This is a genomic window from Kitasatospora sp. NPDC085464, from assembly GCF_044541955.1.
In the GTDB taxonomy this organism is placed as follows: domain Bacteria; phylum Actinomycetota; class Actinomycetes; order Streptomycetales; family Streptomycetaceae; genus Kitasatospora.
On sequence record NZ_JBITTM010000005.1, the window covers coordinates 1 to 22,376 of the forward strand.

A 22,376-nucleotide genomic window follows, 5' to 3' on the forward strand; every position below is an offset into this window, starting at 1 on the left:
TCCGCCGGACGGGCGTAGGCCACCCGGCCCACGCCCGACAGCAAGATCAACACCTAGTCCAACCGGGTGTCGTACACCTAGATCGTGATAGTCCCCCCCGGCTCAGGTGTTGCGGCGGGCCGACTCGTGTTCCTGGGCCAGGCGGCGCAGGGCGAGGAGGGCGGGTTCGAGCAGGACGGTGCGCAGCAGGGCGCTCTCGGCCTGCTCGACCGGGTCGGCGTGCGGGTCGAGCTGGTCGAGGTCGAGGACGGCGGTGCGCTCGGCGAGGGCGGCGTAGCCGAGGAGGGCGTCGTGGGAGATCTCCTCGCCGAGGGAACGGAGGGCTTCGAGGGTCTCGCCGAGGACCGCGCGGAAGGGGGCGTGTTCGGAGACCTCCCAGCCGAGTTCGTCGATGAGGGCGTCGACCTCGGCGGCACCGGGTGCGGGGGCCGGTTCGGCGTCCTCGTCGACCGGGCGGGCGCCGACGACCAGTCCGAGGATCTGGTGGCGTTCTCCGGCGTGGGCGGCCACCGCACCGAGGACGTCCTTGGTGGCGCTGACGCTGAGCCCTCGGACGCCGATCAGCGCGCGGACGAGTCGCAGGCGGCGCAGGTGGGTCTCGTCGTACTCGGCCTGGGTGGCGGCGGTGGCCCGGCCGGGCTGCAGCAGCCCCTCGCGCAGGTAGTACTTGATCGTCGCGGTCGGGACCCCGCTGCGGCGGCTCAGTTCGGAGATGCGCACTGCTGCACCACCCGTCTTCCTCTTCGGATCCGTTCCGGATCGGCCTGGCATTTGGATACCAGCACTGTCTAACATAGATAGTGCCACTACCCAATGTGGCGCCGTCCCGACGCCGTCCTCGACGAGGAGAGTCAGCCATGCCCACGCTGCCCTGGATCACCCCGAACCCGGCCGTCCCCGGCACCTCCGCGGTCGTCATGGCCTCCCGCTTCGAGGTGCGGTCGCTCGCCGACGTCCCGCGCTTCTTCGTCCGGTCACTGGCCGTCTGGCGGCAGCTGCGCCGCGCCCCCGGCGCCCTCGGCGCCTCCCTGATCGCCCGACCGCTGCGGCGGACCTTCTACACGCTGTCCGTCTGGGAGAGCCGCGAGGCCCTGAACGCCTTCGCGGCCGCCGAGCCTCACCGCTCCGTCATGAGGGGCCTGCGCGGCACCATGAAGGAGTCCACCTTCACCTTCTGGCCGACCCCCGTCGAACGGCTCCCGATCACCTGGGCCGACGCGCACGCCCGGATCGACGCCGAACGCGCCGAGGCTGCCGGCCGGACGGCCTGACCGCCCCGGAACGGACCACGCCCGGCCACCGCGCCGAAGCGCGGAGCCGGGCGGGGCCGTGCGGGACCGAACGGGGCCGAACGGGGCCGAACGGGGCCGGTCAGCGCCGCAGGTCGGCGAGCAGCAGGTTGGGGTCGGTGCGGGTGAAGTAGGCCGCGCTGGGGACGTAGACCGTGCCGCCGCGCACGGCCACCGAGGTCGGGTTGGACAGGCCGTCGCCGGCGGTGAGGACGGTGTGGTGGCTGCCGTCCGCTGCGACGTACACCGCCTCGTCGGCCGCGTTCATGGCCGCGATCAGGGCGTCGCCGCGCCCGGTGAAGGCGAAGTCGTCGATGCCCGCGAGCCCGCTCGCGCGGACCTCGGCCGGCCGGGCCGCGCCCCCGTCGCCGATGGGGATGCGCAGCACGTCGCCGGAGTCCGTGTTGCCGACCCAGACGGCGCCGCGGTGCACCTTGAGGCCGTTGGCGCCGAACGCGGTCACCGGCTTGAGCAGGGCGTCGTCGGACCAGGTCGTGGCGGTGCCGCCGTCCGCCGGGACGGCGTAGACGACGCCGAGCACCGAGTCGGCGGTGTAGAGGCGGCGCTCGTGCGCGTCGAGGGCGAGGCCGTTCGGGAAACCGGTCGCGGGCAGCGCGGCGATCCGCTCGGGGGTGCCGCCGGGGCAGAGCCGCCAGATCCCCTGCAGGTCGTCGGTGCCGGTGGCGTAGCCGAAGTAGAGGGTGCCGTCGTGGGCCCGGGCGATGCCGGTGACGATCGCGGCGCCGATGATCGGGGTGGCGGGGTTCGCGGGGGCGGGCAGGGTGGCGAGGACGGTGAGGTGGCCGTCGGTGTCGACCCGGCCGATCTGCCGGGCGAACGACAGGGTGAGGTCGGCGGAGCCGTCCGGTTCGAGGGCGATGTTCTCGGGCTGCTGCCCCTGGGCGAGGTCGAAGTGGGCGATGATCCGGGGGTCGGACAGCGGGGGCGCGACGGCGACGGCCGGGGTCACGGCCAGCAGGGCGAGGGCCGCGCAGGCCGCGGAGACGAGGCCGGCGGCCCGGCCCGTACGGGGTGTGCGACGGGCCGGTCCGAACAGGTGGGGCATGGTCTCTCCTTGATCGACGGGGTCGGCGACGGTCGCCTGCCCGCCAGCAGAACACTCCTGACTGCGCCTCACGCGTGACCGGCTGCCGCGCCCGCGGCAACATCCCCCGGTCGGTCGTCCCGCCCGCGCGGCCGGGCGCGCCCCGGCGTCCGGAGCCCGCCCCGAAATGTGACGTGGCCCTGTCTAGTTCGTTCCCGTCCCGGTGTGATGGGATGTGCGCTCACGGGGTGATGACCGCTGGTGGGGGTGGTGTGTGTGAGGCGCAACGGACGGCCGTCGGGACTCGACGGGGACGCGGCCAACCTGGTCGCCGTCGGACTGGTCCGGCTGGGCGCGCAGGAGTGGCTGGGGTCGGCGGGCGGGGCGCCGGCCTGGGTGGGCGGTCTGCGGGCGGCCTCGTTCGCGGACGCCTGGCTGGCGTTCGGCGACCCGGCGGCGCCCGGGCTGCGGGCGCCGGCGGCGGCGGTGCTGCGGGCGCTCGCCGGACGGGCGGCGAAGCTGGTCGTCGAGTCCTGCGTGGGGGACGAGTCGGCGGCCCTGGAGTGGCTGGGGCAGCGGTCGGCGGAGGCCCGCGAACAGGCGCAGCGGGACGACGTGGCGCACCCGGCCGAGCCCTGCGCGCTGACCCTGGTGTGGCACGGCGTCCAGGCGCTGGCCGCCGGGGACGGGCCGGATGTGCCGGACGTACCGGATGAGCCGGACGGAACGCCCCATGGTCGGTGCATCGAGGAGCCCGTCGAGCAACGCGTCGAGCAGCGGCGGATCGAGGAGCGGATCGAGGCGTACGTACGGGAGCGGCACCGCCGTCAGGACACCCTCGCGCTGGTGCTGGGCTGCACCCGGATCGCCGCGGCCGCGCTGGTCGAGCTGTGCGAGGGCGATCCGGGGCGGGTGTGCGGGTGGCTGGAGCAGGATGCGTCGCGCGCCATGCCGCGCGGCGGGCCCGTCCCGCTGTGGGTGCCCGGGCGGCCCTGGCAGCCGGCGGGCTGACGCGGCTGGCCGGCCGGCGGTGCGGCGGGCCGGCCGGCGTCGGGTGTCGGGCGTCGGCTCCGCCGGCGGCCGGGGCACCGGCCCGAAGCGGTCGGCGCCCGCGCCTCAGCCGGAGCCCAGGAGGCGGGCGGCCTCGGTCATGGCCGGCCCCAGGGGGAGGTCGAGGCGGAGCGCGGCCAGGTCGTCGCCGCGGGTGGCGCCCTGGTTGATGATGGCGACGGGCAGGTGCGCCCGGGCGGCACGGCGGACGAAGCGCAGACCCGACAGGACCGCCAGCGAGGAGCCGAGGACCACCAACGAGCGCGCGGCGTCGACCAGTTCGTAGCAGTGGTCGACCCGGGCGGCGGGCACGTTCTCGCCGAAGAAGACCACGTCCGGTTTGAGCACGCCGCCGCAGTCCGCGCAGGGCGCGACGCGGAAGCCCGCCACCAGCTCCGGAGGCAGCTGCGCGTCGCCGTCCGGGCGCAGCACCGCACCGGGGCGGCGGAAGCCCCGGTTCAGCTCGTCGAGGCGGCGGTCGAGGTCGGCCCGGGAGCTGGTGCGTCGGCAGTCGAGGCAGACCACCCGGTCGAGCCCGCCGTGCAGTTCCACGGCCTCACGGGTGCCGGCCGCGTGGTGGAGTCCGTCGACGTTCTGGGTGATGACCGCCGCGACGTACCCCGAGCGGTGCAGCCGTTCCACCGCGCGGTGGCCGGCGTTCGGCCGGGCCCGGGTGAACGCCGGCCAGCCGGTGTGGCTGCGGGCCCAGTAGCGGCGCCGGGCGGCCTCGCTGCCGGTGAACTCCTGGTAGGTCATCGGGGTGCCGCTGCGGCGGCGGCCGGTGGCACCCCGGTAGTCGGGGATGCCGGACTCGGTGGACAGGCCGGCCCCGCTGAGCACCACCGCGCCGCGCCGGTCCAGCAACCGGACGAGGCCCGCGAGATCGGCGGGATCTGCGGGGCGTGCGAGGCCCGCCGGGTTCTCCGGCGCCTCCCGCGCGGTGGCTTCCGACGCGTCCATACCGCCGAGGGTAACCCCGGCGGGGACCGTCGCCGGCGGTCGGCTAGGCGTCCGCCGAGGCGAAGGCGACGATCCGGGCCGGCGGCGGTTGCCAGCCCTCCGTGCTGTCCACCACCAGCCGGGGGACGTCGAGAGCGATCGGCACCCAGGACTCGATCGGCCGCTCCCCCGCCTCGATGCGGCGCAGGAACGCGGCGTCCGCGTGCGCGGCCCGCGAGGGCAGCTCGGCGGCCCGACGCTCGATGCGGCGACGGGCGAGCCCGGGGTCGACGGCGCAGCGGACGACGCGGATGGCGGCCAGGTCCGCGAGCGGTTCCAGGCCCGGACGCCACAGGCGGTCCTGATAGGCGGCCTCCGCCACCAGGCTCGTCCCCGTCGCGAGCAGTCCGCCGAGCGTGCGGAAGAACGCGTCCAGCGTCCAGCGTCCTGCGGTCCAGGTCCGGGGCCGGGGCCAGGGCCAGGGCCGGGACCAGGTCGGGGTTCAAGCCAAGGTCCGCCCCCGGATCGGCGCCGTCGGCGAGCATCCGCTCCTTGAGCTCGTCCCGGCAGACCGCCGGCCAGCCGAGCGCATCGGCCAGGGCGTGCGCCAACGTGGTCTTGCCCGCCCCGGGCGGGCCGCTGACGACGACCAGCGTCGGGCGTCGGGGCGGACCACCGGTCGCCGGGCCACGGCGGGTCGCACCGGCGGGCGCCGGGCCACCGGAGGTGGTGCCACCTGACGTCATGCCACGGGATTCTCCCCCGGCCCACCGGCCGTCCGCCACCACCCCTGTCGGTGGCGGACGGCTGTCGGTGGCGGTCGGCCCCGCAGTGGGTGGGCCGGAGCGCGGTGCAGCCGCGAAGGGCGGGTGTTCGCCGTCCACCCGGGAGGTGCCGCCGGTCCAGTTGACCGTCTCCCAGGTGTGGCCACCCGACGTCGAGGTGTACGGGGAAGGACCGCCGCCGGACGAAACCGTGTTGCCGTTGTGCAAATGGCCGACGGTCGTCCGGGGCCCGGTGGAACTCCGGGCCCTGGCCGCTGCCGGCGAGCCGGACGTGCCCGAGGTCGGCTCCGGCGCTCACCCCCAGCCCGGCACCGGCGGCAGCGGCCAGGGCGGCGGCGCCGGCAGCCGGCCGCCGTGCGGCTGCGGAGCCGGCCCGCGACCGGCGAGCCAGGCGAGCAGGAGGTGCCCGGGGCCCCGGACCGGGGGGCCGGTGGCGGCGAGGGTCCAGGCGCGGCCGAGGTCGGTGGCCTCCAGCCGGGCGACCGGGAAGTCCCGCGCGGCCAGGGTGGCGGCGGTCGTGTCGAGCGCCCAGGCCACGTAACCGGCGGGCCAGTCGGCCGTGGTCCGGCCGAGGTCGAGGTCGACGTGGTGGGTTTCGAGTTCGCGCCGGGCGCGGTGGAGGGTGAACCAGGCGGGGTGCCGCCACCCCGCGAGGGCCGACACCAGCGCGGTCCAGCGGTCGACGGGTACGGCCGCCGCCTCGTCGAACAGCCCGTCCAGGCTGCACCGGAGGTCCGCGAGGAGCTCGGCCGCACCGCGCTCGGCCCCCGCACGCAGTGCGCGGTCCAGCGCGGCCGCGTCCGCCCGCGGCCCGGGTTCGACGCCGGTCCGGGCCGTCGCCAGCAGCCGGCGGTACGCGTCGGCGCTGCGCGCGAGATGGGTGATGACGTGGGCCCGGCTCCAGCCGGCCAGCGCGGACGGTTCGCGCGCCTGCCGGTCGGTCAGACCGTCCAGGCCGGCGACGAGCCGCTCCGCGGAGCCGCGGACATCGGCGAGCAGGGCCGCGAGTTCGGCGCGGGAGGGGTCGGCGGTGAGAGGCACGGCCCGTACTCTACGGGCGGGCACCGCCCCCGCCGCAGCGCACCGAGCCGCACCGAACCGCACCGGCCACACCGCGTCGGCCACACCGGCGGTCACGGCGCTACGGGCGGCGCGCCCAGGCGGAGATCATCGGGGCGGTGGCCAGGTCGAGCCGGCCGGAGGCGACGTTGGCCAGGTGGCGGTCGATCTCCTCGTCCGTGGCCAGGCCCTCCCCCACCAGCAGCCGGCGGATCTGCCGGACCGTCGCGTCCTCCAGGACGGCGCAGGCCGGTGAGGTGATCGGGAAGTACGCGTCGGCCTGCACGTCGACCAGGCCGGCCTCGCGCAGCACCCGGGGCAGCGTCCGCCCGTACGCGAGGTCGGCGCCCCTTCCGGCCATCAGGGTGCGGAAGCCGGATCGGAGCCGGTTGGCCAGGCGCTCGTCGGGCCCCGACTCGTCGGGGCAGAGCAGCGGCTGCAGGGCGGGGTCGGCGTCCTCCAGGAGCAGCCGGCCGCCGGGGCGCAGGGCCTGGACCATCCGGCGCAGGGCTTCGGCGCGGTCGGCCACGTGCACCAGGACCAGCCGGGCGTGCACGAGGTCGAACCCGCCGGGCGGCGGCGGGTCGGCGGCGACGTCGTGGGTCAGCACCTCGATGACGCCGCCCGCCGCGGGGGCGGTCCAGGAGACGTCGATGTCGGTCGCGACCACCGCGCCGGTCGGGCCGACACGTTCGGCGAGTCCGAGCGGGACGGAGGGGCCGCCGGCCCCGACCTCCCAGCAGCGCATGCCGGGGCCGATCCCGATCGCGTCGACGTGCCGGAAGGTCACCGGGTCGAAGATTTCGGCGAGCGCGCCGAAGCGGACGCCCGCCTGTGACTGCCGGTTGTCCAGCAGGTATCCCCGGTCCCCGTCGTGGTCGTGCTCAGCCATGCCGGCATTGTCGCAGGCCGGGAGCGGGCCGGGAGCGGGCCGGGAGCGGGCCGGGAGCGGGCCGAGTGCGAACCGGAAGCCGGCCGGGAGCGAACCGGGAGCCGGCCGGCCGGCCGAGCCCTTGTTGACGAATCGTCAGCAAGTTCCGTCCATCGCCTTGACGGCGCACGGTCACGGCCCTAGAACCAGTCGTAGAACGTCGTGAGCCCCGGTCCCCCACCGCCCGGGAGCCGCGAAAGGTCGCCTTCCCGCCCCTCACCGAGGAAGAGGCTCCGCCCATGCGTTTCAGCCGTCGCCTTGCCGTCCCCGCCGCCGCCGTCGCGGCCCTCGCCGCCACCACCGCGCTCGCCGTGGTCGTCGCACCCGCGTCCGCGGCGCCCGCGCCCGCGCCCGCCGCCGTCCCGGTGCTCACCGCCGGCAGCGCGGGCGGCTCCGCCGTCGCACCCGGCGACGCGCTCGCCGCGCCGCTCGCCGGGGGCACCGTCGCCACCTTCTACTCGACCGCCACCAGCACCACCGGTGTCACCTGTGCCGTCTCGCAGCTGGCCGGGAAGGTGCTGACCAACCCGACGGCTCCCGGCTCGGCCACCGGATCGCTGACCGGGCTGACCTTCGGCTCGTGCACCAGCAACGTCACCGGCGTCACCTCGGTGCGCAGCCTGACCGTCGGCAACCTCCCGTACGGCATCACCGTCTCGGACGGCCCGGGGCTCCCGGTCACCCTCGGCGGCTCGGCCGGGGCGATCCAGGCCACCGCCGTGCTCAACAGCTGGTTCGGCACCATCACGTGCACCTACCAGCTCAGCGGCGCCTTCTCGGGCAACGCCGACAACTCCGCGCACAGCCTGGCGTTCCGCAGCGAGCACTTCGCCAAGAGCGGCGGCTCGGCGCTCTGCCCCGCCGACGGGTACTTCTCCGCGACGTACGGTCCGGTCACCGACACCACCCAGGCGGGCGGCCCTGCGGTGTACGTCAACTGACCTCCCGGCAGGGTCGTGCGGCGCCCGAGGGCCGGTGGCCGCGGGCGCCGCCCGGACTCCCCCGGGGGGCACACGCCGACGTTCGGTGGCGTCATGTCCCGTTCGCAGCGCGGGTTCCACCGTCCGCGGGCGCCCCGTCCCGGATCGCCGGTGCGACGAGCATCACGCGTACCGTCCTTCGCTCCCCTCCCACCCCGGAACCGGGCCTCGCGACGCACACGTACCGGATTCCGCTTCCCCTTCCGTGCCGGTCGCGCATCCGTGAGCCCCTGCGCAGCCCCTTGGCCCGGGGTGCCGGAGACGGTACCGTCCCTGCGACAACTGAAGACGGCAGAGCGCGGAAGCCCGGTGAGACTCCGGCACGGTCGCGCCACTGTGAAGCCGCAGCCCTGGCCCCGCCTCGGCCCGGCGAGTCAGACCCGCCCTGCCGTCCGTGCTCCACCGAAACGGGACGCGTGTTCCCAGAGGAGGTCGGCCATGGCTCACCCCATCGCCCCCGCAGCCCCCACCGCCCCGGCAGTCACCCCCATCTCCGTCAAGGCCATCCTGCCCTGGGCCGTCTTCTTCGGCATCCTGCTCATGGCCCTGATCTACTTCGTCGGCGCCGAGCAGGGCGCCACCTCCCTCATCTCCGGCGAAGACGTCCACGAGTGGGTCCACGACGGCCGCCACCTGCTCGGCTTCCCCTGCCACTGACCAGGGGAAGCACGGGAAGCAGGGGAAACAGGGGAAACAGACCAGTGAACGTCAGATCCCTGCTCGTCCGCGGCATGCTCGCCGGCCTCGCCGCCGGCGTGCTCGCCCTCATCGTCGCCTACCTGCTCGGCGAACCCCGCGTGGACGCAGCCATCGCCTACGAGGACGCCCACGCCGCCCCCGGCGCACCCGAGATGGAGATCGTCAGCCGCTCCCTGCAGTCCACCGCGGGCCTGGCCACCGGCATCCTCCTCTACGGCGTCGCCCTCGGCGGCATCGCCGCCCTCGCCTACTGCTTCGCCCTCGGCCGCATCGGCCGCTTCTCCCCGCGCGCCACCGCAGCCCTGCTGTCCGGCGTCGCACTCGTCGCGGTCTACGTCGTGCCGTTCCTCAAGTACCCGGCCAACCCGCCGTCGGTGGGCGACCCGGAGACCATCGGCAAACGCACCACCCTGTACTTCCTGATGATGGCGCTCAGCGTGCTGCTGGCGGTCGCCGCGGTGATCGTCGGCAAGCGCCTCGCACCACGCCTGGGCACCTGGTACGCCACCGTCGTCGCCGTCCTCGGCTTCACGGTGGCCGTCGGCCTCGCCTACGCCTTCCTGCCCGCCATCAACGAGGTCCCCGAGGACTTCTCGGCCACCCTCCTCTGGCAGTTCCGCCTCGCCGCACTCGCCATCCAGCTCACCCTCTGGACCTCCTTCGGACTGCTCTTCGGCCACCTCGCCGAACGACTCCTCAACCCCAAGCCCGCCACCACCACCGCCGCCGTCGCAACGCCGGAGACCAGCCCGGAGACCGCCGCCTCCGCACACTGAGGCACGCACCGTCCCACCGTCACCACACCGGAGGCCGGTCGAGACGACACCACGTCGCCCCGACCGGCCTCCGGCGTTCAGGGCCCGGCCGGTCCCTCCCGGTGTCGCCAGCGCACCCGGTCCTCGGCGGCGACCGACCGCGGCGGCCGTTCCGGAGCCCGGTAGCCGTCGGAGGAGAGCACCAGCATCTCGTCGTTCCCCGGCCGGAACTCGTACGCCACCCGCTCCACCCGGCTCGGCACCCCGAGGGCCGCCAGCTCCCGCCGCAGCGCCGCCAACCGCGGGTAGCGCACTCCGGTGTCGTACACCACCAACGGGAACAGCCGGACCTCCCGGCGTGCCACCCGCGCGAGTTCCAGCAGGGCCGCCCGGTGGAACTCCTCGTCCAGCCGGTTGCCGTACGCGAACAGCAGGTGCGAGCTGATCACCAGGTCGAACGCGTCGTCCCCGAAGGGGAGTTCGGGCAGCGAGCCGGCGACGTAGCGGTCCGGGCGGGCGCCGATGTCGGCCCGGAACTCCCGGGCGTTGGCGATCCACTGGGCGACCAGGTCGTCCACGTCGGCGTACCACGACCACACGCAGCCGGCCGTCTCCTCGGCCAGCAGGTCCCGCTTGAAGCCGGTCTCCCGCTCCACCAGCAGGCCCAACTCCTCGCGGTGGTGGGCGTACTGGCGGTCCACCGCGACGGCGTCGACGCCCCGCCGGCCGGCGCCGGCGACGAAGCTCGCCGCGCCGGCCGGGCAGTCCAGGATGCGCTGCTCCAGGTCGCGGTCGGTGAGCGCGAACATCGCCCGGTACTCGTCGAAGGACCGCGCGCTGACCAGCACGGCTCACCCCCTCCCGACGAACGGCATGGTGGCCGGCAGCACGACCAGGGACTGGATGGTGGTGTCCGGCGGCTGGGAGGCCATCAGGACCAGCGCCTCGGTGAAGCGGTCCACCGGGATGGTCGCCTCGACGGCCATCGTCCCGTCGGCCTGCAGCGCGGCCGGCTGCGGCCCGCCGTCGACGGGGCTGACGTTGCCGACGTCGATCTGACCGCAGGAGATGCCGTACGGGCGGCCGTCCAGGGCGAGCACCTTCGTGAGGCCGAGGACGGCGTGCTTGGCGGCCGTGTACGCGATGGAGTTGGGGCGCGGCACGTGGGCCGAGGGCGCGCCGTTGTTGATGATCCGCCCGCCCTGCGGGGACTGGGTGCTCATCACCCGGAAGGCCTCGCGGGCGCAGAGGAAACCGCCGGTGACGATGGTGTCGAGCACCCGGTTCCAGTCCTCGAACGGGGTCTCGGTGATCGGCCGGCGCGGGGCGGCGGCGCCCGCGTTGTTGAACAGCAGGTCCAGCCGGCCGTACCGGTCCCGGACGGTGTCGAAGAGCCGGGCGACCTCCGCGGGGCTGCGGATGTCGGTCGGGACGGGCAGCACCCGGACGGCGGCCTCGCCGGCCAGGGCGGCGGTCTCCTCCAGGGCGTCCTTGCGCCGCCCGGCCACGGCGACGGTCCAGCCGGCCTCCAGCAGGGCCAGCGCCGAGGCCCGGCCGAGCCCGCTGCCCCCGCCGGTGACGATCGCCACCCGGCCGTGCGGTGCGGTCAACGCGCCCATTCCTCCCCCTCGTTCACCCAGATCCTCAGCATCCGCCGGGCGTACCGCCCGGGTTCGTCGACGAACGGCGAACGCCCGTGCAGCACCCGGCTGTTGCGGATGATCAGCAGGTCACCGGCGGCCATCGGCAGGCCGAAGGCGATCTCCGGCCGGTACAGCACCTCGTCCAGCACGCCCAGCGCCTCCCACTGGCGGTCCGTCAACTCCGGCCCGCCGCGGTCCGGGGAGGAGCGGACGGTTCGGGTCTGGTAGTAGCAGCCGACCGTCCCCTCCTTCCGGTGGTAGAGGATCGGGGTGACCACCAGCTGCGGGCCCGCCCGGCCGGTCCGGTCGAAGGTCCAGTCCTCGCACAGCGTGGCCAGCGCGTCCGGGCGCTCCCGCTCGATCAGGTCGTGGACGTGCCGTGCGCTCGCCAGCTTGGTCAACCCGCCGCCGTCGAAGGCGGGCCGCAGGCAGAGCAGGACGAGGAGGTCACAGGTGTCGCAGTGGAAGCCGAGTTCGGTGTTGCCGTCGCCGTCCTGGTCGCGCAGCACCGAGGTGAGGTCGCCGCGCCCGTTCTGCGGGACGATCCGGCCGTAGTCCCGCAGCAGGAAGGAGAGCACCCCGGTGATCTCCTCCTCCGGGCGTGCCGGGTCCACCAGGCCGCTGACGTGGGTCACGCCGACGGAGGCGACGGCGTCCCGGACGAAGTCCCGCAGCCGGGCGCGCACCGGCTCCGCCGCACCCCACCGCCCGGCCCGCGCGTCGGCCCACAGCAGCCGCCGCTCCTCCTCGCCCAGCGGGAGCGACCAGAGCTCCCGCCGGGCCTCCAACTCCAGGCTGCTCCAGCCGATTTCCGTCATCGCGTCCATGGTTCCCCTTCCTGTCGGCGTCCGGCCGCGACGGCCTTCGCCCAGAGCTCCAGCGCCTCGTCGATCTGCCCGGCCGTGACCACCAGCGCGGGGATCATCCGGACCACGTTGAGGTGGATCCCGCAGAGCAACAGCAGCAACCCGTGCTCGGCGGCGGCCTGTTGGGCGCGCCGGGCGGCCTCCGCGTCCGGCGCGCCGTCCGGGTGACAGAACTCGCTCGCGACCATCAGCCCGAGCCCCCGGACGTCGGCGATCCCCGGCGCCTCGGCGGCGACCCTCCGCAGCCCGGCCAGCAGTCGCGCGCCCTGCGCGGCCGCGTTCTCGACCAGCCGCTCCTCGCGCAGCACGTCCAGGGTCGCCAGGGCGGCCGCGCAGGCCACCGGGTTCCCGCCGTACGTGCCGCCCTGCGAGCCCGGCCAGGCACGGCCCATCAGCCCGGCGGGCGCGGCGATCGCGGACAGCGGGAAGCCGCTGGCCAGGCCCTTTGCGGTGATCAGCACATCGGGGCGGACGCCCTCCTCGTACCCGTGGGCCCAGAACCGGCCGGTGCGGCCGAAGCCGGTCTGCACCTCGTCCACCACCAGCAGGATGCCGTGCCGGTCGGCGCGCTCGCGCAGCCCCGCGAGGAAGCCGGGCGGGGCGGGGACGTAGCCGCCCTCGCCGAGCACCGGCTCGACGAACATCGCCGCCGTCTCGGCGGGCGCGGACACGGTGGCCAACACCTCGTCCAGTCCGCGCAGCGCGTACCGCACCGCCTCCTCCTCGGACAGGCCGAGGCGGAAGGCCGCCGGGAAGGGCGCCACCGCGACCCCGGGCACCAGCGGGCCGATGCCCGCCCGGAACCGGGTGCCGGCCGTGGTGAGCGAGGCCGCGCCCATCGTGCGGCCGTGGAAGGACCCCTCGAAGACGATGACGTTCTGCCGCCCGGTGGCGTGCCGGGCGAGCCGCAGCGCCGCCTCCACCGCCTCGGTGCCGGCCGTGGCGAAGAACAGCGAGTCCAGGCCGGGCGGCAGCACCTCGCCGAGCCGCTCGGTGAGGGTCAGCAGCCGGTCGTGCAGCACGGTGGTGTACTGGCCGTGGATCAGCCGGCCGGCCTGCTCGCGGACGGCCTCCACCACCCTCGGGTGGCAGTGGCCGGTGCTGGTCACCCCCACGCCGGAGGTGAAGTCGAGGTACCGGCGGCCCTCGGCGCCGTAGAGGTGGAGGCCCTCGCCGCGCACGGCGACGACCGGGGTGGCCTGCTTGAGCACCGGGGAGAGCTGGGACACGGGGCCTGCCTTCACGGGTTAGTCCTGCCTTCGGAAGCTTCGGGACCTCGGGGGCTTCGGGGATCTCGGGTTTCTCGGGGACCTCGGGGGCTTCGGGGCCCTTCGGGGGCGGGTCGGGACGGGTCGGAGGGCCGGGACGGGTCGGCGGGTCGGGACGGGTCGGCGGGTCGGGACGGGTCGGCGGGTCGGGACGGGTCGGCGGGCGGCAGGAAACCGGCCTCGGCGGCCCAGGCCAGCGCGGCCGCCCACCACTGCGGGGTCGGGGCCGTGAAGCGCACGCCCAGCCGGTCCAGCACGGCCGCGGTGTACCCGCTGTCCACCCGGACGTTGCGCTCCTCCTGCTGCGCCCAGGTCGCGGCGAGCCGGGCGGCCGTCGGGTGCCGCCGTTCGGCCTCGGCGATCGCGGCCGCGAAGGTCTCCTCGTCGGTGAGCCGCACCTGGCGGCCCTGCCCGGCGAGCCAGCCGACCAGTTCGTCGTGCGGGACCTCGTACGGCGATTCGACGTGGTAGGCGCCCGGCGCGGCGTACGGGTCGAGGGCGATCGCGGCGATCCCGGCGGCCACCGTGTCCACGTGCGAGAACGCGAACGCGGTGTCCGGCCGGCTGGGGGCGGCGCCCGCCAGCAGGTAGCCGCGGATCAGCTGGTAGATCCGGTTGTCGCCGATGTTGGCCTGGAACGCGCCGGTCCGGCTGTGCGCCGCGATGTGGCCGCTGCGGTGCAGGTAGGCGGCGTGCCCGCCGGCGGCCCAGGCCCGGACGGCCTGCTCCGCGCGGTACTTGGTCCGCTCGTACGGGGTGCGGAAGTGCTGCCCGATCCCGAGGTCCGCCTCACTGAAGCGACGTGGCGGGCCGTCCACGCCGCCGGAGACGGCGAGCGTGGAGACGTGGTGGACACCGGCGGCCGGGGCGTGCTCCCCGACCCAGTCGAGCAGGCGGCGCACCGCCGTGTGGTTGGTGCGCTCCAGGTCGTCCGGCGGGGCCACCAGCCGGACGTCCGCCGCCGCGTGCACGACGATCCGCGCGCCCCGGGCCCGCTCCAGCCCGGCCGGGGAGAGGCCGAGGCCCTCCCGGTCGACGTCCCCGGCGACGGCGTGGACCGCACGGAACGCGCCGTGGCCCAGCCGGTCCAGGGCCCCGGCGTCGTCGGCGGCCCGCACCAGGCAGGTGACGTCGGCGCCGCGGCGGAGGAAGGCGTCCAGCAGGTGCCGCCCGAGGTAGCCGGTGGCGCCGGTGAGCAGCACCCGGGCGGGTTCGCGCACCGTCGCCCGGGCGGTCGGCGGGACTCCCGGGTGCAGCAGCTGGCCGGAGGTGGAGAGCGGGGCGCGGACGGGCCGCGCTCGCACCGTCCCGGCCCGCGTCGTCCCGACCCCGGCTTCGGTGGCCACGGCCTCGGCGAACGCGCCGGTGATCCGCTCGGCGGCGTGGTGCGACAGCGCCGGCCACCCGTACACCAGGTCGGTGACCAGCCGCTGCTCCACGATCCGCGCGGTGAGCCGCAGTTCGTACAGCGGGTCGCCCCCCGCGCAGCGGGCCGTACCGGCCTGCTCCTCGGCGACCGTCCAGTCCAGCGCGGGCTCCTCGGGCAGCCGGAAGGTCCCGAGGAAGTTGAACCCGGCGACGGGCCGCTCCCCGGGCGCATCCCCCGGCGCGTCCCCGGGCGCGTCCATCGGTCGGACGGGCGCCTCGCGCAGCCGCCGCGCCACCGTCTGCGGATCGGCCCCGGCCGGCAGCTCGACGTGCTTGACGGCGGTGAACCAGCCGACGGTGTCCAGGAACTCACCCGGATCGCCGGCGGCGTCCCGGCCGTGGGTCTCGACCTCGACGGCGAACCCGGGACGGCCGCTCCAGCCGGTGACGGCTCCGGCGAAGGCGGCGAGCAGCATGGCCTCCAGCCCGGCCCCGCCGCCGTACCGGCCGACCAGCCGGGCGGTGGCGTCCGCGTCGAGCGCCCAACTGAGCGCGCCGGGCCGGGCCGCGGGCGGCGCAGAAGCCCCGACGGCGGGCGCGACGGGCGCGGTCCGAACTCCGACAGGCGCAGCGGGCTCGGCGGCCATGACGGGCTCGGCAGGCGCCGCCGGGGCGGCCGCCGCCCAGGCGTAGAAGTCCGCCGTCGGCGGCAGCTCGGCCGGCTTCTGGTCCAGCACCGCCCGGTACGCGTGCGCCAGGTCGTCGAGCAGGATCCGCCAGGACAGCCCGTCGACCACCAGGTGGTGCGCGATCAGCGCGAGCCGGTCGTCCGTCCCGGGCGGGCCCGAGAACAGGTGGACGCGCAGCAGCCGGCCGGCCAACGGGTCGAGGCTGCGGTGGAGTTCGGTGCAGACCCCGGCGATCGTGTCGGCGATCGGGCCGGACGCCCGCGGGATCCGGGAGTAGGAGACCGGGTCGAGTTCGGGCACCGGCCGGGGTGCGCCGCAACCGCGCGGGGAGACCGGCCGGCGCAGCGCCGGGTGGCGTTCCAGGACGGCCGCGACGGCCGCCGTGAGCGCCGCCGGGTCCACGGCGGTGCGACAGCGCAGCAGCACGGACTGGTTCCAGTGCCGCACGTCCTGCAGGGTCCGCTGCCGGTACAACCAGCGCTGCGCCGGGGCGAGTCGAACGACATCGGCGTCGGTGCCGATGCCGCTACCGCTACCGCTACCGCTGCTGGCGTCGGCACCGGCGAGCGGACACGGGAGGGACGGTGCGGCCGGGACGGCGGCGGCCGCCAGGCCCTCCGCCGTCGGATGCCGGTAGTAGTCCTCGTAGGCGACCCGCAGGCCCGAGCGCCGCAGGAACGCGACGGTGCGCATGGCGAGGATGGAGTCCCCGCCGAGGCCCAGCACGTCGGCCCGCGGACCGACCGCGGGCAGTCCGAGCGCGCCGGCCCAGAACCGGGCGATCTCCCCGGCCAGGCCGTGCCGGCCGCTCCCTGCGCCCCCCGGGGACTGCGCCCGGGCCTCGACCAGTTCGGCCACCAGCTCGCCCAGCCGTCGGCGGTCGAGCTTGCCGTTCGGCCCCACCGGGAAGTCCGGCAGCACCAGGAGCGGCTGGGGCACCGAGTAGCCCGGCAGGCGGTCCCGCAGGTACGCGTCGAGGCCGTCGACCGCTTCGATGCCGCCCGACAGCCGTACAGCGCCGAGCAGTTGACTGCCGACGGCGGTCTCCCGGAGCAGCGCCGCCGAGCGGACGACGCCCGGGTAGCCGTCCATGGCGCGCTCGACCTCGGCGAGGTCCACCCGGTAGCCGCGCACCTTCACCTGGCGGTCCACCCGGCCCAGGAAGACCAGGTTCCCGTCCGCCCGCCGCCGGCACAGGTCGCCGGTGCGGTACATCAGCCGGCCGTCGCGGTGGACGAAGCCGCGGGCCGTCTCGACCGGGCGCCCGAAGTACCCGGCGGTGACGCCGCGCCCGCCGATCAGCAGTTCCCCCGCCGTGCCGTCGGGCACCGCCCGCCCGGCGCCGTCCACCACGGTGAGCAGCACCTCGCCGATCGGGGTGCCGATCGGTACGGTCGGCTCCTCCGCGGGGAGTTGGCGGGCGTCGGTGGCGAGCAGGCAGGTGGCGCCGACGGTGGTCTCGGTCGGCCCGTAGTGGTTGGCCAGCCGGGCGGTGGTGCCGCCGTCGAGCAGGGCGGCGGCGAGCGGCCGGGGCAGCGGCTCGCCGCCGAGCAGCACGGTGCGCAGCGGCGGCGTGTCCGCCGGGCGGCCCTCCAGCAGGGCGGTCAGGTGCGAGGGGGTGGTCTTCAGCACGGTCACCCCGGCGCGCCGCAGCGAGGCCCAGAAAGCGTCCGGGTCGCGCACCTCGCGGTCCGGGACGACGTGCACCGAGCCGCCGGTGGCGAGGGCGAGCAGCCAGGCGGTGTGGCCGAGGTCCGCGGCCAGCGTGGTGACGTGCGCGGTGCACGGCGCGTCGGCCTCGGTGAGGGCGAGCCGTCCGGCCAGCGCCTGCGCGTAGTGCACGGCGTTGGCGTGGGTGACGGCGACGGCCTTGGGCTCGCCGCTCGACCCGGAGGTGAAGGACAAGTACGCGACGTCCTCGGGCAGCACCTCCTCCCTGGTCTCCCCGTCCCCCCGGCCCTCCCGGCCCTCCCGGGGTCGGGGTACCGGCCGCCCGGGCAGGGCCTCGACGTCCAGCACCTCCCCACCGAGCCCGCCCTCCGTGGCGAGGACCCGGGCCGCCCGTACGGCGGCGAGCCGCCGGGCGAGGTCGGCCGGCGACCAGTCCGGGTCGGCCAGCACGGCCGCCGCGCCCGAGCGCAGCACCCCGTGCAGCAGCACCAGCATCCGGGCGTCCCGGGGCCCGACCAGGGCGACCCGGTCCCCGCGCCCGGTGCCGGCGGCGGCCAGCCGGGCGGCGATCCGGCCGGCCGCGGCGTCCAGCGTGCCGTAGTCGACGCTGCGCACGCCGTCGCTCAGCGCGGGCCGGTCGGGGTGGGCCCGGGCGAGGCGGGCGAGCAGCGCGGGCAGGGAGCGGGCGGCGCAGGCGGACGGTGCGGAGCGGGCGTGCTGCGTCGCGGGGCTCACGCCGACTCGTCCCCCGCCCGGCCCGCCCGGGCCCCCCGGGTCGGCAGCCGCCCGCCCGGCAGCCCGGCGTCGCCCACCAGGTACCCGTCCAGCACCGCCCTGGCGGGCAGCCGACCGGCCAACTCCCAGGCCAGCATGCGGTGCAGGCCGTCGAGGTGGATCAGTCCGGCCCGGGCGGACAGCTCCCCGTAGTCGGAGTGGTCGACCGGCGCGCTGCTGAGGAACAGCGGCGTGAACGGGGCCCGCCGCAGCAGCTTCAGCTTGGCCGCGCAGACCGGGTTGGCGGCCGTCCAGGCGGCCCCGCCGGAGCGGACCCGGGCGGCCGCCTCCCCCACCGTCAGCCCGGTGCGCGGTACCAGTTCGAACTCCCCGCCCTCACTGAGGTGCCAGGGCAGGACGACGCCCAGGACGTCCGCCCGTGACAGCCTGACGCGCCACCAGCCACCGGGCATGCGGTCGGCGCGTTCGAGGTTCTCCTCCCCGTACACGTTGCTGTTCGCCTCGTGGGCCCGCTCCACCGGGTGGTCCCGCAGGTAGGCGTCGTGGACCTCGGAGTAGGCGACGGCGGTGACGATCTTCACGGCAGGACTCCTCAGACGGTTCCGGTGTACTCGGTGAAGTGCCGTTCCGCGAACAGCTCGGGCCACTGGCCGTCGGCCAGGTCCAGTTCTCGGGCGCGGGCGAGCATCTGCCGCCAGTACGGCTTCACCGGGCGCCAGCGCGCGCCCACCTGGCAGTAGGAGGCGTCGATGAAGTACCGGTTCCGGCCCGGCCCGTCGGGTGCCGGCCTGCGGGTGTGGAACAGCGCCGAGTTGAGCAGCACGGTCGAGCCGGGCGGCAGCCGGTCGATGACCACCTCGCCGGGCAGTTCCGCGGTGCCGCGGTGGGCGAAGGCGGACCTGTCGGCGATGCCGCGGTGCGAGCCGGGCAGCACGGCCAGGCTGCCGACCTTCTCGTCCAGTCCGCCGAGGTAGTGCAGCGCGTGGACCATCAGCAGCGACGGGTCGGCGCGGTCGTTGGGCTCGCAGTCGTGGTGCCAGGGCTTGCCGGGGATGTCCGGGGCTTGGCGGTCGCTGTGCAGGTGGTGGAAGACGAAGGACAGCCCGAGCAGGCAGGTCAGGATGCCCAACAGCGGCGGGTGGGTGAGGAGTTCGCCGTGCGCCGGCAACTCCAGTTCCAGCAGCGGGGGCGGGCCGTTCCGGGCGGGGTCGGCGCAGGCCGCGATGGAGCGGGCCCGCAGCCCCTCGTCCACCCACCGGTCCACCTCGGGGACGAGTCGTTCGCGCAGTGCTTCCGGCAGCAGGCCGGGCAGGACCAGGTACCCGGACTCCAGGAACTGCCGGCGGTTCGCGGTGTCGAGGGCCTCACGCCCTCCCTGGGACAGCGTCACCGGGCCGACCCCCTCCTTCCGTTCGACGGGACGAGCAACGGGACGTGGCACGCGTCAGGCGGCACACGGGGTGATCCGGACCTGCGGCGCCGGCGGAACGCCCGTCACGGCCGTCACGGCCGTCACGGCCGTCACGGCCGTCACGGTCGTCACGGCCGCCACAATCGTCCTGGCCGTCACGGTCGTCACGGCTGCCACGACCGCATCGCGATCACCACGAAGAGGCACGGGCCGATCACACAAGGTAGTCCGCCCCAGGAGTATGAACCGGTCTTCGCGTCCACGACAAGACCAAAGCCAACTCGTGGACACCTTCCCGCCACCGTGCCGTTCAGCTCCGGCCACCAGTCGATTCCTCCCTCACGGAGCACTCCGGGCCGCTCCGGCCCCGGTGATTCGCCGCCACCACGGCGAATGCGGCAGAGTGAGCCCATGAGCGAGCGGAGCGAGCCAATCGAACGGTGCGCGTTGCGCGACGCGGCCGCCGAGGGCAGCGAGGCGGGTGCGTTCGTGGGCACCCGGCGTCACGAGCCGGCGGGACGGACGGCCCCGTCGGCCCGGCGGCGCCCGGTCCAGCAGCGCAGCCAGGAGCGGTACGGCCGCATCCTGGACGCCTGCGCCGGGCTGCTGGACGAGGTCGGGGCGACCGCGCTCACCACCAAGGAGGTCGCCCACCGCGCGCAGGTGCCGATCGGCACCCTCTACCAGTTCTTCGCCGGCAAGGAGGACCTGCTGGCCGCGCTCGCCGGCCGCAACCTCGACCGCTACCTCCAGCGCCTCGACGCCCGGCTGACCGCCGCGGCCCCGGTCGATCCGGCGGTCTTCACCGACCTCGCGGTGGAGGAGTTCGTGGCGATGAAGCGCACGGTGCCCGGCTTCGGCCAGGTCGACTTCGGCCTGGCCGGGCCCGTCGTCCCCGCCGGGGTCCGCGACGACCGGCACCTGCTGGACACGGGCGTGGACAACAACACCGCCGTCGCCCTGCGCCTGCAGGCACTCGGCGGCGAACTCTTCCGGGCCGGCGACCCGGCGGCCACCACACTGACCCTGCGGGTCGCCCTGGAGGCGGCCGACGCGGTGCTCAAACTGGCCTTCCGCGGGGACCCGGACGGTGATCCCACACTGATCGCCGAGTGCAAGCGGTTGGTCCGCGGCTACCTCGTGCAACAGCTGCCCGCCCGCTGACGCCCGGCCCGGGGTTCCCCCGCGTCCCGTCCGTCCGAGGCGTTGCGAGCCCGCCGCCCCCGCAGCACAGTGGATAGCGGAACGGCCGCGGAGGCGGCCTCCACGACCCGAGGAGCAGACCATGCACGCAGCGGTAGGTGACCAGCTCCACATCCACAGCAGGTCGGTGGGCATGGTGGACCAGAAGGGCGAGATCATCGAGGTGCGCGGCGCCGACGGCCAGCCGCCGTACATGGTCCGCTTCGAGGACGGCCACGAGGGTCTGATCTACCCCGGCCCCGACTGCAACATCGAAACGCGTCAGGCGGGACGCTGACCGACGCCCCTGCCACCCCGCGCCCCGACCGCGCGAGGTGGTGAGGAGCGGTGTCCGCCCCCACCACCCCGCTGCCCGGGGCACTCGCCGGGCTCGCGCCACTGCTGGACCACTACGGGTACCTCGCGGTGGCGCTGCTCGTGCTGCTCGACAACTGCGGCATCCCGGTGCCCGGGCAGACCATCCTGGTCCTCGCCTCGGTGTACGCCGGCGCCGGGCACCTGGACTTCGCCGCCGTCCTGGTGATCGCAGCGGTCGCCGCCACCCTCGGCAACAGCCTCGGTTACCTGATCGGCCGCACCGGCGGCCGCGCCTTCGTCCACCGGTGGGGCCGCTACGTCCTGCTCACCCCGGCCCGGATGGAGCGCGCGGACGGCTTCTTCGAACGCAACGGCGGCAAGGTCGTCACGGTCGCCCGCTTCGTGGACGTACTGCGCCAGACCAACGGCATCATCGCCGGGACCACCGGGATGCCCTGGCGCCGGTTCCTGCCGTTCAACATCCTCGGCGCGGTGCTGTGGACGGCCGTCTGGGGCACCTTCGGCTACCTGGCCGGCGCCAACATCGGCGCGGTGTACCGGACGGCGATCCGCTACCAGCTCTGGTTCGCGATCGGCCTCGGGGTGCTGGTCGCCGTCCTCCTGCTGCGGCAGGTGCTGCGCTACCGGCGCCGGCGCCGCGAGGGCACCGACGCCGAGGGCGCGGACGGCACGGGGACGTCGGACGGCACCGAGGCCACGGCCGACACCGAGGCCACGGCCGACACCGGAACCGCAGCGGGCTCCGGTACCGCGACCGACTCCGCGGCCGGTACCACGACCGACTCCGCGGCCGGACCCGGACCCGAGTCCGACGAACCGTCCGACTAGCTCAGCGGGAACACCTCGAACGGCACCGCGAAGCGCGTCCCCAGCCGGCTGCCCGCGCCCCGGCCGAAGCCCTCCAGGAACTCCCGGGCGTCCGCCATCTGCCCGCCGAGCCCGGCCAGGTACGCCTTGTGCTCCTCCAGCGAGGCCACGCCCAGGTCGAAGGTGTCGGTGGTGTCCACCGCGTGCTTCGCCTCCGGCGAGGCCGCCGCCCAGATCTGCCGCACGCCGTTCCACGGCTCGTGGCCCTCCGCCACCAGCTCGCGGAACACCCAGCGGTTCCCGGCGTCCCGGACGCCGTCCAGGGTCGCCCGGCCGACCGCGATGTGGTCGGCCTGGTTGAGGAACACCCCGCCGTAGGTCTCCCGGAAGTTGCTGGTGATCACGACGTCCGGGCGGTGCCGGCGCACCGCGCGGGCGATGTCCCGGCGAAGCGGCAGCCCGTACTCCACCACGCCGTCCGGGTGGCCGAGGAACTCGACGGTGTCCACGCCGACCACGCGCGCCGAGGCGAGCTGCTCGGCCTCCCGCAGCGGCCCGCACTCGGCGGGGTCCAGCGAGTCGATGCCCGCCTCGCCGCTGGTGACCATCACGTAGACGACCTTCTTGCCCTGCGAGGTCCAGCGGGCGACGGCCGCGGCGCCGCCGTACTCCATGTCGTCGGGGTGGGCGACGATCGCCAGCGCCGTCTGCCAGTCCTCGTCCACGTGCTCGAAGGGCGCGGGGGCCTGCTCGGTCATGCTGCTCTTCCCTCTCGGTCCGGCTCACGGTCGTACGGTCGTACCGCCGGTGACTCTAGAAGACTTCCGCCCCTCACACACCGTCAGACACCTGATCGACCGCTGCG

22 protein-coding genes and 1 pseudogene are annotated in these 22,376 nt (G+C 75.4%); 8 read left to right on the plus strand and 15 right to left on the minus strand.

Going from position 1 to position 22,376, the window contains the following annotated elements:
• Positions 1-102 precede the first annotated feature (102 nt).
• The gene (locus ACIGG8_RS05705; protein WP_350525800.1) at positions 103-720 is read right to left on the minus strand and encodes a MerR family transcriptional regulator; all 618 of its coding nucleotides are present in this window, start codon (positions 718-720) and stop codon (positions 103-105) included.
• Between the two features lie 137 nt (positions 721-857).
• On the opposite strand from ACIGG8_RS05705, the gene ACIGG8_RS05710 reads away from it, so the two are divergent.
• Positions 858-1,271: a DUF3291 domain-containing protein gene (locus ACIGG8_RS05710; protein WP_396545998.1), complete on the plus strand. Its 414-nt coding sequence runs from the start codon at positions 858-860 to the stop codon at positions 1,269-1,271.
• A 100-nt stretch (positions 1,272-1,371) separates the two neighbouring features.
• On the opposite strand, the gene ACIGG8_RS05715 is transcribed toward ACIGG8_RS05710, so the two are convergent.
• Positions 1,372-2,355: a hypothetical protein gene (locus tag ACIGG8_RS05715; RefSeq protein WP_350525798.1), complete on the minus strand. Its 984-nt coding sequence runs from the start codon at positions 2,353-2,355 to the stop codon at positions 1,372-1,374.
• Between the two features lie 255 nt (positions 2,356-2,610).
• Between ACIGG8_RS05715 and ACIGG8_RS05720 the strand changes: the two genes are divergently transcribed.
• Positions 2,611-3,345, plus strand: coding sequence for a hypothetical protein (locus ACIGG8_RS05720; protein ID WP_396545999.1), 735 nt, complete (start codon positions 2,611-2,613; stop codon positions 3,343-3,345).
• Between the two features lie 105 nt (positions 3,346-3,450).
• Here ACIGG8_RS05720 and ACIGG8_RS05725 read toward each other — a convergent pair whose 3' ends face one another.
• The 5 genes and pseudogenes from ACIGG8_RS05725 to ACIGG8_RS05745 form a co-directional block, all read right to left on the minus strand.
• The gene (locus ACIGG8_RS05725; protein ID WP_396546000.1) at positions 3,451-4,344 is read right to left on the minus strand and encodes an NAD-dependent protein deacetylase; all 894 of its coding nucleotides are present in this window, start codon (positions 4,342-4,344) and stop codon (positions 3,451-3,453) included.
• A 43-nt stretch (positions 4,345-4,387) separates the two neighbouring features.
• Entirely contained in the window at positions 4,388-4,705 is a 318-nt protein-coding gene (locus ACIGG8_RS05730) for a hypothetical protein (RefSeq protein WP_396546001.1), read from the minus strand.
• A 166-nt stretch (positions 4,706-4,871) separates the two neighbouring features.
• Positions 4,872-5,069, minus strand: a pseudogene (locus ACIGG8_RS05735) (AAA family ATPase); the annotation flags it as partial.
• A gap of 333 nt (positions 5,070-5,402) precedes the next feature.
• Positions 5,403-6,149, minus strand: coding sequence for a maleylpyruvate isomerase family mycothiol-dependent enzyme (locus ACIGG8_RS05740; RefSeq protein ID WP_396546002.1), 747 nt, complete (start codon positions 6,147-6,149; stop codon positions 5,403-5,405).
• A gap of 100 nt (positions 6,150-6,249) precedes the next feature.
• Positions 6,250-7,059 (minus strand): methyltransferase domain-containing protein, encoded by an 810-nt coding sequence (locus ACIGG8_RS05745; RefSeq protein ID WP_396546003.1) that lies wholly within the window; start codon positions 7,057-7,059, stop codon positions 6,250-6,252.
• Between the two features lie 278 nt (positions 7,060-7,337).
• Between ACIGG8_RS05745 and ACIGG8_RS05750 the strand changes: the two genes are divergently transcribed.
• The 3 genes from ACIGG8_RS05750 (at position 7,338) to ACIGG8_RS05760 (ending at position 9,553) form a co-directional block, all read left to right on the plus strand.
• Positions 7,338-8,039 carry a Tat pathway signal sequence domain protein gene (locus ACIGG8_RS05750; protein ID WP_396546004.1) on the plus strand — a complete coding sequence of 234 codons (702 nt, stop codon included), beginning with the start codon at positions 7,338-7,340 and terminating at the stop codon, positions 8,037-8,039.
• A gap of 477 nt (positions 8,040-8,516) precedes the next feature.
• Positions 8,517-8,735, plus strand: coding sequence for a CbtB-domain containing protein (locus ACIGG8_RS05755; protein ID WP_396546005.1), 219 nt, complete (start codon positions 8,517-8,519; stop codon positions 8,733-8,735).
• 44 nt (positions 8,736-8,779) lie between these two features.
• Positions 8,780-9,553, plus strand: a complete 774-nt coding sequence (locus ACIGG8_RS05760) for a CbtA family protein (protein ID WP_396546006.1) — start codon at positions 8,780-8,782, stop codon at positions 9,551-9,553.
• 77 nt (positions 9,554-9,630) lie between these two features.
• On the opposite strand, the gene ACIGG8_RS05765 is transcribed toward ACIGG8_RS05760, so the two are convergent.
• Genes ACIGG8_RS05765 through ACIGG8_RS05795 form a run of 7 tightly spaced genes read right to left on the minus strand, consistent with a single transcriptional unit; the run spans position 9,631 to position 19,162 of the window.
• Positions 9,631-10,380: a class I SAM-dependent methyltransferase gene (locus ACIGG8_RS05765; RefSeq protein ID WP_396546007.1), complete on the minus strand. Its 750-nt coding sequence runs from the start codon at positions 10,378-10,380 to the stop codon at positions 9,631-9,633.
• A gap of 3 nt (positions 10,381-10,383) precedes the next feature.
• Positions 10,384-11,151 carry an SDR family oxidoreductase gene (locus ACIGG8_RS05770; RefSeq protein WP_396546008.1) on the minus strand — a complete coding sequence of 256 codons (768 nt, stop codon included), beginning with the start codon at positions 11,149-11,151 and terminating at the stop codon, positions 10,384-10,386.
• Positions 11,139-12,002, minus strand: coding sequence for a TauD/TfdA family dioxygenase (locus ACIGG8_RS05775; protein WP_396546009.1), 864 nt, complete (start codon positions 12,000-12,002; stop codon positions 11,139-11,141). The genes ACIGG8_RS05770 and ACIGG8_RS05775 overlap by 13 nt, the downstream gene beginning before the upstream one ends.
• Positions 11,990-13,270, minus strand: coding sequence for an aspartate aminotransferase family protein (locus ACIGG8_RS05780; protein WP_396546181.1), 1,281 nt, complete (start codon positions 13,268-13,270; stop codon positions 11,990-11,992). Before ACIGG8_RS05780 ends, ACIGG8_RS05775 begins: the two co-directional genes overlap by 13 nt.
• 11 nt (positions 13,271-13,281) lie before the next feature.
• Entirely contained in the window at positions 13,282-17,772 is a 4,491-nt protein-coding gene (locus ACIGG8_RS05785; protein ID WP_396546010.1) for an amino acid adenylation domain-containing protein, read from the minus strand.
• Positions 17,769-18,353 (minus strand): DUF6309 family protein, encoded by a 585-nt coding sequence (locus ACIGG8_RS05790; RefSeq protein WP_396546011.1) that lies wholly within the window; start codon positions 18,351-18,353, stop codon positions 17,769-17,771. Before ACIGG8_RS05790 ends, ACIGG8_RS05785 begins: the two co-directional genes overlap by 4 nt.
• Before the next feature lie 11 nt (positions 18,354-18,364).
• Positions 18,365-19,162 (minus strand): phytanoyl-CoA dioxygenase family protein, encoded by a 798-nt coding sequence (locus tag ACIGG8_RS05795; RefSeq protein ID WP_396546012.1) that lies wholly within the window; start codon positions 19,160-19,162, stop codon positions 18,365-18,367.
• A 432-nt stretch (positions 19,163-19,594) separates the two neighbouring features.
• Between ACIGG8_RS05795 and ACIGG8_RS05800 the strand changes: the two genes are divergently transcribed.
• The 3 genes from ACIGG8_RS05800 (at position 19,595) to ACIGG8_RS05810 (ending at position 21,532) form a co-directional block, all read left to right on the plus strand.
• Positions 19,595-20,347: a TetR/AcrR family transcriptional regulator gene (locus tag ACIGG8_RS05800; RefSeq protein WP_350525783.1), complete on the plus strand. Its 753-nt coding sequence runs from the start codon at positions 19,595-19,597 to the stop codon at positions 20,345-20,347.
• 121 nt (positions 20,348-20,468) lie between these two features.
• Positions 20,469-20,663: a DUF1918 domain-containing protein gene (locus tag ACIGG8_RS05805; protein ID WP_350525782.1), complete on the plus strand. Its 195-nt coding sequence runs from the start codon at positions 20,469-20,471 to the stop codon at positions 20,661-20,663.
• 50 nt (positions 20,664-20,713) lie between these two features.
• A complete protein-coding gene (locus ACIGG8_RS05810) occupies positions 20,714-21,532 on the plus strand; it encodes a VTT domain-containing protein (protein WP_396546013.1) in 819 nt (272 codons plus the stop codon).
• Here the strand turns inward: ACIGG8_RS05810 and ACIGG8_RS05815 are convergent.
• Complete coding sequence (locus tag ACIGG8_RS05815; RefSeq protein ID WP_350525780.1) at positions 21,529-22,269, minus strand: PIG-L deacetylase family protein; 741 nt, start codon at positions 22,267-22,269, stop codon at positions 21,529-21,531. The genes ACIGG8_RS05810 and ACIGG8_RS05815 overlap by 4 nt on opposite strands.
• Between the last annotated feature and the right edge of the window lie 107 nt (positions 22,270-22,376).

What these genes read in the sequence shown, in the direction of transcription:
- ACIGG8_RS05710 (WP_396545998.1), top strand. Translation starts at nt 858, where the DNA reads ATGCCCACGCTGCCCTGGATCACCCCGAACCCGGCCGTCCCCGGCACC.
- ACIGG8_RS05715 (WP_350525798.1), bottom strand. Translation starts at nt 2,355, where the DNA reads ATGCCCCACCTGTTCGGACCGGCCCGTCGCACACCCCGTACGGGCCGG.
- ACIGG8_RS05725 (WP_396546000.1), bottom strand. Translation starts at nt 4,344, where the DNA reads ATGGACGCGTCGGAAGCCACCGCGCGGGAGGCGCCGGAGAACCCGGCG.
- ACIGG8_RS05745 (WP_396546003.1), bottom strand. Translation starts at nt 7,059, where the DNA reads ATGGCTGAGCACGACCACGACGGGGACCGGGGATACCTGCTGGACAAC.
- ACIGG8_RS05750 (WP_396546004.1), top strand. Translation starts at nt 7,338, where the DNA reads ATGCGTTTCAGCCGTCGCCTTGCCGTCCCCGCCGCCGCCGTCGCGGCC.
- ACIGG8_RS05755 (WP_396546005.1), top strand. Translation starts at nt 8,517, where the DNA reads ATGGCTCACCCCATCGCCCCCGCAGCCCCCACCGCCCCGGCAGTCACC.
- ACIGG8_RS05770 (WP_396546008.1), bottom strand. Translation starts at nt 11,151, where the DNA reads ATGGGCGCGTTGACCGCACCGCACGGCCGGGTGGCGATCGTCACCGGC.
- ACIGG8_RS05775 (WP_396546009.1), bottom strand. Translation starts at nt 12,002, where the DNA reads ATGGACGCGATGACGGAAATCGGCTGGAGCAGCCTGGAGTTGGAGGCC.
- ACIGG8_RS05800 (WP_350525783.1), top strand. Translation starts at nt 19,595, where the DNA reads ATGAGCGAGCGGAGCGAGCCAATCGAACGGTGCGCGTTGCGCGACGCG.
- ACIGG8_RS05805 (WP_350525782.1), top strand. Translation starts at nt 20,469, where the DNA reads ATGCACGCAGCGGTAGGTGACCAGCTCCACATCCACAGCAGGTCGGTG.
- ACIGG8_RS05815 (WP_350525780.1), bottom strand. Translation starts at nt 22,269, where the DNA reads ATGACCGAGCAGGCCCCCGCGCCCTTCGAGCACGTGGACGAGGACTGG.